The following is a 13669-nucleotide window of genomic DNA, read 5'->3' as shown; positions in this document are numbered from 1 at the left end:
TCGATTAGCTGTAGTCATACAGTTAATCGAGTTTTTTGTTATTTGAAGGAGAAGAGAGAATATGACACAACAACATCATTGGCGAAAGACGATTTTAGTCGCTTCTTTAATATTTGGTATGTTTTTTGGTGCGGGAAACTTAATTTTTCCAGTACAGCTCGGTCAATTGGCCGGCGCGAATTGGTTACCAGCTACCCTAGGATTTTTAGTTACTGGAACATTGGTGCCATTTTTGGCAATGTTGGCAGTCAGCGTGACAAGGAGTCGTGGTGTGTATGATATTGCCAAACCAGTAGCACCGTGGTTTGGTACATTATTTTTAGTCATGCTACATTTAACGATTGGTCCATTTTTTGGGACACCACGGACAGCTGCTACAGCATTCTCAATGGGTGTGGCACCGTTTTTACCGGGTTCACTTCAGACCGGTGGCATGTTTATTTTTCTGCTCTGTTTTTTGGCTTAGCATATGTGCTGAGTGTGAAACAATCTAATCTTGTATCATGGATTGGTAAATATCTTAATCCGCTATTCTTAATTTTATTAGTTGGCATTTTGTGTATTGCATTACTTGTACCGATGGGTAACTTGCAACAAACGGTCAATACAGCTTATCAACAAAATGCGGTATTTCAAGGATTTTTAGATGGCTATAATACAATGGATGGTATCGCTTTATTGGCATTAGCGGTGACCGTCGTTTACGCTGTTAAAGGTCTAGGTTATCATGATGATGAGGTACCTAAAATGGTAGCTAAAGCTGGTATGCTGAGCATTGTCGTTGAAGCTGCATTTTATACAGCGCTCGTATTGCTGGGGACATCAAGTTTAGGTGCTTTTAAGGTTTCGGCTAATGGTGGCGATACTTTTGCACAGATTGTTGGGCATTACGCTGGTAATTTTGGTACTTTATTCACAGGTGTTGTGGTAACTTTAGCTGTTTTTACAACAGCTATGGGATTATTTGCATCATTTGCACAAGATATGCACAAAGCATTTCCGAAAGTGAGTTATTTGAACTGGTTGCGGGTTATCGCTGCTGGATCGTTTATCACGGCAAATGCTGGATTAACCAACATTGTTGCTTGGGCAGTGCCGGTCTTGATGTTGATGTATCCATTTGCACTTTCTTTGATTGCTTTATCATTACTAGCAAAATTTTTCAATCGATCAGCGATTGTTTATCAAATGGTGATGGTTTTTGTGATAGGTCCTGCATGTTTAGATGCTTTATCTAATTCACCAGTATCAGTAGTAGGGTGGGTATCTCAAATTGTGACAACTTATCATCAGGTTGTGCCGTTAGCGGCGCAGGGGATGGGCTGGGTTGTTCCCGGAATGGTAGGTCTCATGTTAGGATATGCGGTGTATCGTGTTCAGACGCTTAATGCTAAAAAATAGACATACGTGATACTACTTTGTCGGAGTAGTCATTGTAATTGTAAGCGTTTGCGTAAAACGTATGACATACGTTACACTAAGGGTAAGCATCCACATGATGCAAGCATATATCGAATAATATGATGTTGAAACTGACAAGGAGGGTATTGTTATGCAAAACACGTTGACGCAACAATTGTCTGAGGCTTTTAATACCAATGAATCTGAGGTTTTTATTTCGATTTATTTACGAATTCGTAAAGCAACCAAAGGGTTAGAGTGGCAGAAACTTCATTTTAAGCAGTTGGTTGAACAAGCAGAAAAAAATTTAAGCAACAGTTTACGGATAAAGAGTGGCAGTTATTTAACGATGAATTTCAAGAGGTGCTATCGGATAGTACTTTTTGGGATCAGCACTTAGGTCAGTCTGTTGGTATCTTTACTAATAGTCAAAAACTGGTTGTTGTGGATTTAAAGCATATTGAAATTGAACAAGTTCACGTTTCTGATTTACCGGCTATTTTACCGTTAGTTGCGGATGAACAAGTGTATCCAACAGTTGATATATTAGCTTTACAGAATAAAACATTCGCTTATTATAAAGTGCGCGATGGTATCATAACAGAAATGGCCTTCCCAGATAACGCACCCACAACCCTTACAAAGGCATTGGGAAGTGAAAAGACTGATAGAATGGTTAACTTTAATGCAAGTCCTTCAGGCGGTAGTCGTAATCATGGTGCAACATTCCATGGCCACAGTAGTGCAGATGATGAGCGTGAAGTGGATCAAACCAACTTCTTTAGAGCTGTTTCAAAATATTTACAACAACATGAAGATATCGATCAAAATATACCAGTCGTTTTGTTCGCTGAGCCACGCCAACAAGCGGTTTATCGTGAAGTTAGTAAGTCACAACGCATTAGTGAGGCGCTAAGCATTGATAAGTCACCAGCAAAGCTAACATTAGCCGAAGTTCGTGATGCAGTATCTGTTATTCAAACACAGTGGCAAGCACTTCGCACGCAATCATTGACAGCACAATATGATAAGGCAGTGGGACAACAATTAGTATTAGATCGGATTGATACAATGATTGAACCAGCCACAAACGGTCAAATTAGAACTTTATATGTTTCGCCTGATAGCCGTTTTGAGGGGTATTTCACCGCTGACCAAGAAGGTCAATTTACCATTGTTGATCAATTACAAGATGACATTATAGAAAAAATTAGTGATATTGTTTGGCAGCAGGGTGGTGACATTGAAGTGGTTGCTTTACAGGCCATTCAGAGCCAATCTCCGGCTGTTGCGATATTACGCTATTAATAAAAAATTAATAAAAAAGAACCCGAGAGGGTTCTTTTTTATGCATACTTATGTGCAATTTTAGCAGCTACGGCCGTTGCGAGGGCACCAACGATGTCATCAATGAAAGTGTTAACATGACCGGATTTATCTTCATCAAGTTGCTTAATAATGCCATGCTTGACTTTATCTGTGTAACCATAGTTGGTTACGCCAATCGTACCGTAAATATTAGCAATACTGAGTGCTAAACCTTCATCGACGCCAAATACCGAGGAATCATTTGTAATGATATCTTGCAATGGCTGTTTCAGCAAACCTTCTGTTGCCAAACGATCGAGTTCCAAGGCAACCATAGCGTTGCTAAGTACTTCGCGTTTTTTCATAACATTTTGGGTTTCTTGTTCAAATTCTGATAGTGGAATGTCTGGTAAGTATTGTTTTTGTAGGTCATAAGTAATTTTAGCAATCTCATGATAAGTAACACCTTTGGTAGCCAATGCGGCTGTGACGTATTCATAGGCAGCTTTATCGGGATAGCGAAAATTTGAATTGTACATATTGTTAAAAATCTCCCTTAATTATAAATAATTTATCTTAGCTTAACATATCCGGCGATCAATCGCGGTTGTTTCATCGATTACTTTCCGGAAAAACTAAAAGCTGTTGTGGTGACAAGAAACGGCTTTTGAGTAGAATATCAGCAACAATTTGAGGGCTTTCGGGATTGGGTTTGCGCAACCAATGTGTAACGGTATTGATGAGACTGCTTAAAATAATTTCTTTTGTGTAATCGAGGGGCATAATATCAGAATAATCACCATGCCGCTTATGCAGACCTTCTGTCATTTCAAGATCAATGAGTGTTTTAATTTGATTAATAAAATTTTGATCACCATTATCAGATAAAATGGCTTGAAATGTTTCACGCTCACTATCGATATAGCCTAAAGCTTGGATAAAAACATTGTATGGTGAAGATAGAATATTTTGAATTTCATCATGTGACCACGATGAATAGGCCGTCAGCTCTTCATGCATGGCTTGCTGAATATTGTGATACAAATGATTTTCAATACTCGATAATAAATCATATTTGTCTACATAGTGTGTGTAGAAAGTACCACGGTTAATTTCAGCGATCCTTGTAATATCCGATACAGTTAGAGCAGTCATCCCTTTTTCATGGATTAATTGTATGAAGGCCTTTTTTATTTTAATTTTAGTTTGTTCAACTTGCTTCGCGTGTTCCAAATTTAAAACCCCTCAATTTTTGATTTCATAATACATTATTCAACAAGTTGTTGATTAATTCAACATAAACGCGAAAATTGTTTATTGTAATTCTTATACTTTTTAATTAATATAGTCAAAGATATTTAATGAACACCGTGTTGAATAAAAAGGAGATAAGATGTTATTTTCTGAGTGGAAAAATCTTTTGAAAAATAAATTTTTAATTATTGTCTTAGTTGCAATATTGGCTATTCCGTCAATATATGCTGTCACATTTCTAGTTTCTGTTTGGGATACATATGGGAAAGTGGATAATTTGCCAGTTGCTGTGGTTAATCATGATCAAGCTGTCAAGTATCATGGGAAAACAATCAATATTGGCGATGATTTGGAAAAGAATTTGAAGGATTCTAGTGCTTTGGATTTTAGATTTCCAAGTCAAAAAGCAGCAGATGATGGTTTGAAAAACGGTAAATATTATATGGTATTAGAAATGCCAAATAATATGTCAAAGAGTGCTACAACCGTGATGGATAAGCACCCGCAGAAGATGACGATAACCTACAAAACAAGTTCCGGACATAGCTTTATTGCTAGTAAAATGACGGGTAGCGCTGCCGAGAAAATAACACAAAAAATATCTGACAATGTCTCAAAATTATATGCCAAAACATTATTGAATCAAATGCAACAAATGGGAATGGGTATGAGTACTGCAGCAACAGCTAACGGTAAGTTGTCTAATGGGACAAAAAGTATTCAGTCAGGGACTGATCAAATTGCGCATAATCTTGATAAACTATCACGTAGCAGCTTAGTATTTAAAGATGGTGCGAATACTTTGGAAAAAGGATTGAGTCAATATACAGTAGGTACGCAAAAATTATCACAAGGGAGTCAACGTTTATCAGCTGGTCTTGGCAAGATGGACACGCAAGTACCCAAATTATCACAAGGCATGCAACAACTTAGTCAGGGATCTAATATATTAACAACCGGAATCGCTGCTTATACTAATGGTGTATCTAGTGTCGACTCAGGCGCACAAAAATTAAATCAAGGTATGGGTCAACTTTCTCAAAATACCAGTCAATTAGGTCAGGCTGTATACCAATTGAATGCGGGTGCAAGTCAATTGGTTAGTGGTGTTCAAGGCTATACAGGTGGTACAAATAAGGCCTTCGAGAGTAGTAAGCAATTATCGGATGCTTTAGAACAACTCAACCAAACACTTAATCATCAAACACCCTCAACTCAAAGCGCCGCATTGTCACGAAACCTATCAGATTTTCAAAACGGCCTTTCACAATTGGAAAAGCAATTAGATGAATCGAGTCAAAGCCAAAAGTCGTCATCAAACATAACGACAACGTTAACAGCGATTAGCCATGATTTAACAACCTTGAGCAATCAAGCACAACAACCAGCTAAGCAATCTGATAGTGCGGCTATTGCATCAAAAATAGACCAAGTTGCTAAAACACAGCATCTAACAGCAGAACAAGTTACGGCTTTGAAATCTACTTTAAGCAGCAATGAAAATGCGCCAACACAACAAAGCACGAGCACAGAGGCTGCGATTGCGGATGCTAAGCAGCAAATTTCAGTGCTCACAAGCGAACTGAATAAGTCTGAAAATACGACACCATCAACCGCCGTTAAAGTGACGATAAAAGATTTAAATGCTAAATTTGGTAGTGCTAATGATGCGAATACATTATATGGCGGAATTTATCAGGCCTTAGAAAATCAAGGTAGTTTAAGTGACAAAGTATCGCAACTATCAGTGGGTGCGAATCATTTATCTCAGGGCTTAGCACAACTTAGCCAGCGCTCAGAAACTTTAAACAATGGGGCGACACGAATTGCTGGTAGTCTAGCTGTCCTTGATGGTAAGATGCCAGAGTTAGTACAGGGTGCTCGTACCTTGTCTAATGGTAGTCAATCCTTGGCACAAGGGACACAACAGTTGAACAGTAAGGGCGCTAAGCTTCAAAGTGGCTCTGCTAAGGTCAATACTGGTCTAAATCAAGTCAATCATCAGTTGCCTGCACTGTCTACGGGTGTCCATCAGCTCACAACGGGTAGCCAACAATTGACTAATGGATTAGGACAATTGGTTGATAATGGACCAAAACTGACGTCCGGTGCTACAAAATTAGCCACTGGCGCTGATAAATTGAGTCAAGGATCCGGGCAATTAGCTTCTGGTGCTCAAAAAGTAACAACAGCAGTTGGTAAGGTACATGACGGCAATCAAACGCTACATGATAAATTAAGTCGAGCAGGTCATGCCGTTCAACAACTCAATCATGGTAATCAAAATGATCAACAGATTGCGCAACCTGCTAAAACAAAACATGTTGAAACCGATACAGTCAAGAATAACGGGACTGCAATGGCACCTTATATGATGTCTGTTTCATTATTTGTTGGTGCCGTTTCATTGAACTTAATGTTTGATATGTATACACCAAAACAGTATCCAAAGAATGCGCGACAATGGTTTTTGAGTAAAATGATGATTTTATATCCATTTGCCTGGGCACAAGCAACATTGGAGTATATATTAATGGTTAAATGTGTTGGTTTGGAAGCTGTGAGTTACACCAATACGTACTGGATGTTAGTTGCTATTTCCTTTGCTCTAACGACATTGGTTACAAGTTTAAATGTTTTATTTGGTAAGATTGGCTCCTTCTTTGCGATGATTTTAATGGTGCTACAGTTGGGTGGTTCAGGTGGAACCTATCCACTAGAACTGACTAATTCATTTTTTACAACTATCAGTCCTTATCTGCCATTAACATACGCTGTTAATGGGTTGCGGCAAACCTTAATGATTGGTAATGGTATGTCACCTAATATTGAAATATTGTTACTCATATTTATTGTCTTTAGCTTATTGCTGTGGTTATTCTTTAGATTACAATACAAAAAATTGCGGCCTGTTTCTTTTGAATCAGCCTCATAAAACAAAAAATTAATATTAATTTGCATTAAAAGTTTGACATTTTTATCATTTCACTGTATTGTTATGTCAACAAGTAAATCGTCCGAAACAAACCGTTGATATGGAGATCAAACCAATGATGCGCGCAAAGAGAGTTCAGGGGGCTGAGAGCTGAACCGAAATGCAAATTGGCAAATGGACCATTGAGGGTCAGATGAAAGATTAGTATCTAATCAAGTACTTCTGAACGTGCGACATACGTCAGTTGTCAACACTTTGTTAGAAGTGTGTGGAGGAGTGAAAACTGTGTTCTTTTGTGAACGCTGTTTTCAAACTAAGGTGGCACCGCGGGAAACCGTCCTTAACTATCCATGAGGTAGTTTTGGGCGGTTTTTATTGTGGACAAAAATACTTAGGAGAAATAAATGATGATACCCAAAGGTTATTACGGCGAATACGGTGGCAGTTATATTCCAGAATTATTAGTTCCAGCTGTTCAAGAAGTAGGTGCTGCTTATGAAAAGTATCGCGACGATCCAGATTTTAATGCAGAATTTGAAACATTATTGCGCGACTATGCGGGTCGCCCCTCAATGTTATATGATGCACAAAACTTAACGAATACACTAGGTGGTGCACACATCTATTTGAAGCGTGAAGATCTCAATCATACGGGTGCACACAAAATTAATAATGTTTTGGGTCAAGCATTGCTCGCAAAAAAATGGGCAAGACACGTTTAATTGCAGAAACTGGCGCTGGACAGCATGGTGTTGCAACAGCTACAGTTGCAGCGTTGTTCGGTATGGAAGCTGAAATCTTTATGGGAGAGGAAGATACAGAACGTCAAAAGTTGAATGTTTATCGTATGGAACTATTGGGTGCCAAAGTGAATGCCGTAAAAACGGGGACACGAACATTAAAGGATGCGGTCAACGCAGCATTTCAGAATTGGACCCAACGTATTGATGATACTTTTTATTTGATTGGTTCAGCAGTAGGGCCCTACCCATTTCCTGAAATGGTTAAGCATTTCCAAAGTGTGATTAGTCGCGAAGCGCGTGAACAATTATTGAGCGAGACAGGACGATTACCTGATGCTGTGATTGCTGCAGTTGGTGGTGGCTCTAATGCAATTGGTGCTTTTGCACATTTCATTGATGATCCAGAAGTTCGCTTGATTGGTGTTGAAGCAGCGGGTAAAGGTGTCGATACTGCTTTGCATGCTGCTACAATGGCGAAAGGATCTACTGGTATTTTCCACGGTATGAAGTCACGTTTTGTGCAAAGTGATGATGGACAAATTACACCAGTATATAGTATTTCAGCGGGGCTGGACTATCCAGGAATTGGCCCAGAACACGTTGCTTTAATGGATCGTGGCCGTGCGGAATATGTACCAATTACTGATGAGGAAGCTGTAGCTGCATTTGAACTGATTGCCAAAACAGAAGGCATTATCGCGGCGATTGAAAGTTGCCACGCCTTAGCGTATGCAGCTAAGTTAGCACCTACAATGGCGAAGGACCAAATTTTGATGGTCAATGTTTCAGGGCGTGGTGATAAAGATGTAGCCGCAATTGCACGTTACCGTGGGGTAGATATTCATGATTGAAACCGCATTAGAACTCCTTACAAATAACCAAGATTTAGATAGCAAAATGGCACAAGCAGTCATCGATGAAATGATGACTGGACAGACATCGGATATTCAAATTGCTGCTTATTTAGCTGCTTTAAGTACAAAAGGCGAAAGCATTGCAGAAATTACAGGATCTGCTCGTGCCATGAGACAACATGCTTTGCCAATTACAACACATCGACCAGTAATGGATATTGTTGGTACTGGTGGTGATCAATCGGGTACCTTTAATATTTCAACGACGACATCATTTGTTGTGACTGCCGCTGGCGTTCCAGTAGCCAAGCATGGGAATAACGCCGCTACTTCAAAGTCAGGTGCTGCTGACGTTCTCAGTGCACTCGGGGCCAAGATTGATTTACAACCGGAGCAAGTGGAAAAGTTACTTCATCAGACAGATCAAGCCTTCCTTTATGCCAGAACCTATCACCAAGCGATGAAATATGTGGCACCAGTTCGTCACAGTTTAGGTATTAAAACGATTTTTAATATTTTGGGTCCATTAACCAATCCAGCTAATCCGCAAACAATGCTGCTGGGTGCGTATGATAAGGCTTTGTTAGTTCCGTTGGCAAGGGTATTACATAACTTGGGTGTACAACATGCATTATTGGTACATGGTCAAGATGGTTTAGATGAAGTAAGTTTAAGCGCTGATACCGATATTGTTGAACTAAAAGATGGTCAAATAACAGAGATGACATTAGTACCCGAAGATTATGGTTTTGCTAAAGTACCATTAAGTGATTTAAAAGGTGGTACACCAAGCGAAAATGCCGGAATAACACGTGAAATTCTAAATGGCAATTGTCAAGATGCGAAGCGCCAAATTGTTATTTTGAATGCTGGTTGTGCACTATATGCTGCTAACTATGTTGACGATATTTCAGCAGGTATTCAATTGGCTCAAGAAACAATTGATGACGGCCGTGCTTTTGAACAGTTAACGCAGTTTATTCAGGCAACTCAGGAGGTTTAGGTATGATTTTAGATGATTTGGTGAGTGTAACCTTAACCAATATGGCACAACGACAACGTTTGATTAGTCCAGAAGATATGTACCATTTAGCGAACCAAAATATCGATACCTCATTGCGTGGACAACAATTCATGGAAAAGTTGCACCAACCAGAAATTACAATTATTGGTGAAATCAAACAAGCATCACCTTCTAAAGGGCAGATTGTGACAACGTTTAATTACGAAGATATTGCACGAGATTATCAAACAGGTGGCGTGGACATGATTTCAGTGCTAACTGAAACAGACTATTTTAAAGGTAGCCTGGATATTCTGCGCGATGTTAGAGCAATAGTGGATGTGCCTATTTTACGAAAAGACTTTACAGTTGATGCGTATATGATTGATGAGGCGCGTGTTAACGGTGCGCAAGTTGTCTTGTTAATCGTCGCGATTTTATCCGATGAACAACTGGTTAAATTTTTGAAACGGACGCATGAATTAGGAATGGTTGCCATTGTTGAAACACATGATCAAGAAGAAATTCAACGCGCTATTCAAGCTGGTGCGCAAATTATTGGTGTGAACAACCGTAATTTAAAGGACTTTTCAGTTAATATTCATCATACTTTAGCATTGCGTCAATCAATACCTGAACATATTGCGTTAATTGCTGAAAGTGGTATTCGTTCAGCTGAGGAAATACATGACATGTCAGTTGCTGGCGTTAATGGTTTTCTTATCGGTGAAACCTTAATGCGTGCATCTGATAAAGCACAGCAAATCAAAACTTTCAAGGCAGCATATGATGACTAAAATTAAGCTGTGCGGTAATTATCGTATGGAAGATGTGGCTTATATTAATACCGTCATGCCAGACTTTATGGGTGTTATTTTTGTACCAAATCGCCGGCGGAGTATCGATGCAACACAGGCTCTTAAAATGCGACAAGTATTAAACCCCACTATTCCGATGATTGGTGTTTTTCAAAATCAATCAATGGATGAGATTTTAAAGTTATATCATCAGGGAATTATTCAAGGTGCACAGCTACATGGGCAAGAAACTGAACATGAAGTACAAGTTTTGAAACAAGCGGGCATGCTTGTGATTAATGTTGTAGCAATTACACAATTAACGCAAAAAAGTACTGCGGATTATATTTTAGTTGATCATGCTGATGGTGGTCGGGGCCAAACAGTAGACTGGTACTCAATTCCTCAAAAGCGGACAAGACCACTGATTTTAGCAGGTGGATTAACAACAGAAAATATACAGCAAGCAATACAAATCGTCCAGCCAACCGTTGTCGATATTTCCAGTGGTAGCGAACGAGATGGTATGAAAAATCTACAATTAATGCGACAGTTAGTGGCATTAACGAGAAATGAGGATAAGTAAGTGGAGAAAAAATAGTCGATATCTTTCAGCAACAAAAAGCACTCATTACATTCGTTGTTGCAGGTGACCCAGATTTTGATACAACAGTTGAAAATATTGTAGCATTGGCCGAAAGTGGTGCTGATTTAGTGGAAGTCGGTATTCCATTTAGTGATCCAGTTGCTGATGGTCCAGTGATTATGGCAGGCGATTTGCGTGCTTTTGAAGCGGGGTCAACGACAGTTAAAATTTTTGAAATGCTACGTCGAGTGCGTCAAAGGACAAATGTACCAATTGTTTTGTTAACATATATTAACCCTGTATTTAAGTTTGGGTATGATGCGTTTTTCAAAGAAATGGCACAAACAGAGATTCAAGGTATTATTGTACCTGATGTACCTTTGGAAGAACAAGGTGATTTACAAAAGGCAGCTGATCAATATCAACGTGATTTGATTCAACTCATTGCCCCAACTTCAATGGCACGTTTACCAAAGTTAGTTGAAAATGCGAGTGGCTTCTTGTACGTTGTGTCTTCCTTAGGAACAACCGGTCAGCGCGCAGACTTCAATAACGAAAGATTACAAGATGAAATCAAGCAAATTCGTCGAGTGACTCACTTACCAATTGCTATTGGTTTTGGTATTCATACGCCTGAACAAGTAGCAAAATTAGCACCATTAGCAGATGGTATTATTATTGGTTCAGGTGTTGTCGACGTCATTGCACAACATGGCACGTCAGCACCACAGTATTTACGTGAGTACGCCACAGCATTAAAGGCAGGGCTTCACGATGTATAAAACGAAAACGATTAATGCCGATACTATAACAGTTATTAGTGCTTATTTAAGATTGTCTGGACAAAATAAATTCTTGCTAGAGTCTGTCCCTAATGAAAAGGCGCAGGCACGTTATTCTATCATTGCCCGTAATCCCGTCAAAACAATTAAAGCGTATGGTCATGATTTTTATGTGAACGGATCCAAAAGACAAGTATTAGATCCACTCAAAGCACTACAAGATGAGGTGGTAACTGAAGATGTTGTGATACCTGGATTTCCTTTTCAAGGTGGTGCGATTGGGTACGTTGGTTTTGATACGTTTGGTTTATATGAACAGGTTGGTAAAGTACCGAAAGATGACCTTGGCCTACCAGATATTTATTTTTGCTTGTATGAATCCTTTATTATTTTTGATCACCAAAAAGAAACAATTACAATAGTAGAAATGAACAGTTATTCTCAACGTTTGGTAGTCGATATGGTAACAGCACTTCAGCAAACGATTGATGAATTATGGACACCAACATCATCCGAACATCATCCCATTCACCTAGGCGATTTTCATTATCAGTCTAATTTCACACAGGATGAATTTGAAACAGTTGTGAAAAAGGCAAAGCAATACATTGTTGAAGGGGATATGTTTCAGATGGTGCCTTCCCAACGACTAAGTGGTCAAGCCAATTTTGAACCATTTGATTATTATCGGAAGTTACGCATTACGAATCCGTCACCTTATCTTTACTTTATGGATTTTGGTCAGACACAAGTCATTGGGGCATCTCCGGAAAGTTTGGTGGCAGTACGTGATGGTCATGTTACGACAAATCCGATTGCGGGTACTAGAAGACGAGGTGCAACGAAGCAAGAAGATGAGCGATTAGCACATGAGCTGATGACAGACGAAAAAGAGATTGCCGAGCATAAAATGTTAGTTGATTTAGGTCGTAATGATTTAGGTCGTGTGGCAGAAATCGGCAGTGTCAATGTAACAAGTCTCATGAAAATTCAACGTTACCGTTATGTCATGCATCTTGCTAGTGAGGTAATGGGTCGTTTAAATTCACAGAAATCAGCTATAGATACTTTAAAAGCAACATTACCAGCTGGTACAGTGTCTGGTGCGCCTAAAATTCGAGCAATTCAACGTATTTATGAATTAGAACCAACGAAGCGTGGTGTTTATGCTGGTGCAGTTGGTTACTTATCTCAAAATGATCAAGCTGATTTTGCTATTGCCATTAGAACAATGGTTGTGCATAAAGGATATGCACATGTTCAGGCCGGTGCCGGTGTTGTTTATGATTCAGTTCCAACGAACGAATATCAAGAAACATTACAAAAGGCAAAAGCATTATTAAATGTGTTTGATTCGGCAATCTTAGATGAGAGGACAAGCAACGATGATACTATTAGTTGATAATTATGATTCCTTCACGTATAACTTAGTACAATTGGTTGGGACTTATAGTGATGTGATTGTGCGACGTAACGACGCAGATGATTTATATGATTTAGCCCAACAAAGCGATGGCATTATTTTTTCACCAGGACCTGGTAAACCAAGCGAAGCTGGTGAAATGGAAGCTTTAATTCAACGATTTAAGACTGAAAAACCAATGCTAGGTATTTGCTTAGGACACCAAGCTTTGGCCGAGGTTTTTGGTAGTCAGATTATTAAAGCAGTAACAGTTCGGCATGGTAAAACATCGTCTATTTGTCAAAGCGCAGAGAATATCATGTTTGCAGATTTATCGCAAGATTTTACAGTAATGCGATATCATTCATTAACGATTGATGAGGCAACAATACCAAGTGAATTACAGGTAACGGCACATGCGGATGATGACGGTGAGATTATGGCTATTCAACATCAAGAATTACCATTATACGGGTTGCAGTTTCATCCGGAATCTATTGGGACGCCAGAAGGCCAAGTGATGATTAAAAACTTCCTAATGCGTACAACAGCTAAAAATAAAAAANAANANAANATATTATTATTATTATTATATATATATATA

At 39.1% G+C, this 13669-nt stretch carries 10 protein-coding genes and 2 pseudogenes; 10 read left to right on the top strand and 2 right to left on the bottom strand.

Going from position 1 to position 13669, the window contains the following annotated elements:
* Positions 1 to 61: 61 nt before the first annotated feature.
* Positions 62 to 1401 (top strand): annotated as a pseudogene (gene brnQ, locus LEUFL_RS10705) (branched-chain amino acid transport system II carrier protein).
* A 363-nt stretch (positions 1402 to 1764) separates the two neighbouring features.
* On the top strand, positions 1765 to 2709 hold the full coding sequence (locus LEUFL_RS0100230) for a baeRF6 domain-containing protein (protein WP_010006690.1): 945 nt from the start codon (positions 1765 to 1767) through the stop codon (positions 2707 to 2709).
* 38 nt (positions 2710 to 2747) lie between these two features.
* Here the strand turns inward: LEUFL_RS0100230 and LEUFL_RS0100225 are convergent, their stop codons facing one another.
* Both LEUFL_RS0100225 and LEUFL_RS0100220 read right to left on the bottom strand, forming a co-directional pair.
* Complete coding sequence (locus LEUFL_RS0100225; protein ID WP_010006689.1) at positions 2748 to 3248, bottom strand: phosphatidylglycerophosphatase A family protein; 501 nt, start codon at positions 3246 to 3248, stop codon at positions 2748 to 2750.
* A gap of 73 nt (positions 3249 to 3321) precedes the next feature.
* On the bottom strand, positions 3322 to 3942 hold the full coding sequence (locus tag LEUFL_RS0100220; RefSeq protein ID WP_010006688.1) for a TetR/AcrR family transcriptional regulator: 621 nt from the start codon (positions 3940 to 3942) through the stop codon (positions 3322 to 3324).
* Positions 3943 to 4102: 160 nt separating this feature from the next.
* Between LEUFL_RS0100220 and LEUFL_RS0100215 the strand changes: the two genes are divergently transcribed.
* From LEUFL_RS0100215 to LEUFL_RS08805, 8 genes and pseudogenes are all read left to right on the top strand, one after another.
* Positions 4103 to 6898 (top strand): YhgE/Pip domain-containing protein, encoded by a 2796-nt coding sequence (locus LEUFL_RS0100215; protein WP_010006687.1) that lies wholly within the window; start codon positions 4103 to 4105, stop codon positions 6896 to 6898.
* 407 nt (positions 6899 to 7305) lie between these two features.
* Positions 7306 to 8492 (top strand): annotated as a pseudogene (gene trpB, locus LEUFL_RS10700) (tryptophan synthase subunit beta).
* The gene (gene trpD / locus LEUFL_RS0100205; protein WP_010006686.1) at positions 8485 to 9498 is read left to right on the top strand and encodes an anthranilate phosphoribosyltransferase; all 1014 of its coding nucleotides are present in this window, start codon (positions 8485 to 8487) and stop codon (positions 9496 to 9498) included. Before trpB ends, trpD begins: the two are co-directional and overlap by 8 nt.
* A gap of 2 nt (positions 9499 to 9500) precedes the next feature.
* Entirely contained in the window at positions 9501 to 10295 is a 795-nt protein-coding gene (gene trpC, locus LEUFL_RS0100200; RefSeq protein ID WP_010006684.1) for an indole-3-glycerol phosphate synthase TrpC, read from the top strand.
* Positions 10285 to 10881, top strand: a complete 597-nt coding sequence (locus LEUFL_RS0100195; RefSeq protein WP_237697859.1) for a phosphoribosylanthranilate isomerase — start codon at positions 10285 to 10287, stop codon at positions 10879 to 10881. The genes trpC and LEUFL_RS0100195 overlap by 11 nt, the downstream gene beginning before the upstream one ends.
* An 11-nt stretch (positions 10882 to 10892) precedes the next feature.
* Positions 10893 to 11663 (top strand): tryptophan synthase subunit alpha, encoded by a 771-nt coding sequence (trpA, locus tag LEUFL_RS0100190; protein WP_029508564.1) that lies wholly within the window; start codon positions 10893 to 10895, stop codon positions 11661 to 11663.
* Complete coding sequence (gene trpE, locus LEUFL_RS0100185; RefSeq protein WP_010006679.1) at positions 11656 to 13065, top strand: anthranilate synthase component I; 1410 nt, start codon at positions 11656 to 11658, stop codon at positions 13063 to 13065. The genes trpA and trpE overlap by 8 nt, the downstream gene beginning before the upstream one ends.
* The coding region (locus LEUFL_RS08805) for an anthranilate synthase component II (protein WP_010006677.1) at positions 13049 to 13669 on the top strand (621 nt) is incomplete at its 3' end. The genes trpE and LEUFL_RS08805, both read left to right, overlap by 17 nt.

This window comes from Leuconostoc fallax KCTC 3537 (assembly GCF_000165675.1).
Lineage (GTDB): Bacteria > Bacillota > Bacilli > Lactobacillales > Lactobacillaceae > Leuconostoc_B > Leuconostoc_B fallax.
This window is presented reverse-complemented; position numbering and strand designations above follow the sequence as displayed.